At 43.4% G+C, this 272-nt stretch carries 1 rRNA gene; it reads right to left on the reverse strand.

The features are described 5' to 3' along the window. Positions 1 to 181 precede the first annotated feature (181 nt). Positions 182 to 272 (reverse strand): 23S ribosomal RNA (locus tag KO537_RS23000); the annotation flags it as partial.

Consider the following 272-nt stretch of genomic DNA (forward strand, 5'->3'; position numbering starts at 1 on the left):
TTCGGGATGGGATCAGGTGGTTCCACAAGGCTATTGTCACCAAGCAAATTCTGTTTATTACCGTGTCCATCTCTGGCTCACGTTAATAATAATTCGGAAAGCTGATTTGCTGTTGAGTCTTTAACTTTATCAAGTGTCGATATTCTGTCTAAGGCTTCTTTGTAAAACCCATCTGGGTTGTATGGTTAAGCCTCTCGAGTCATTAGTACATGTTAGCTCAACGCCTCACAACGCTTACACACCATGCCTATCAACGTCCTAGTCTCGAACGG

The sequence above is a fragment of the Shewanella sp. NKUCC01_JLK genome (assembly GCF_019345615.1).
GTDB classification, from domain to species: domain Bacteria; phylum Pseudomonadota; class Gammaproteobacteria; order Enterobacterales; family Shewanellaceae; genus Shewanella; species Shewanella oncorhynchi.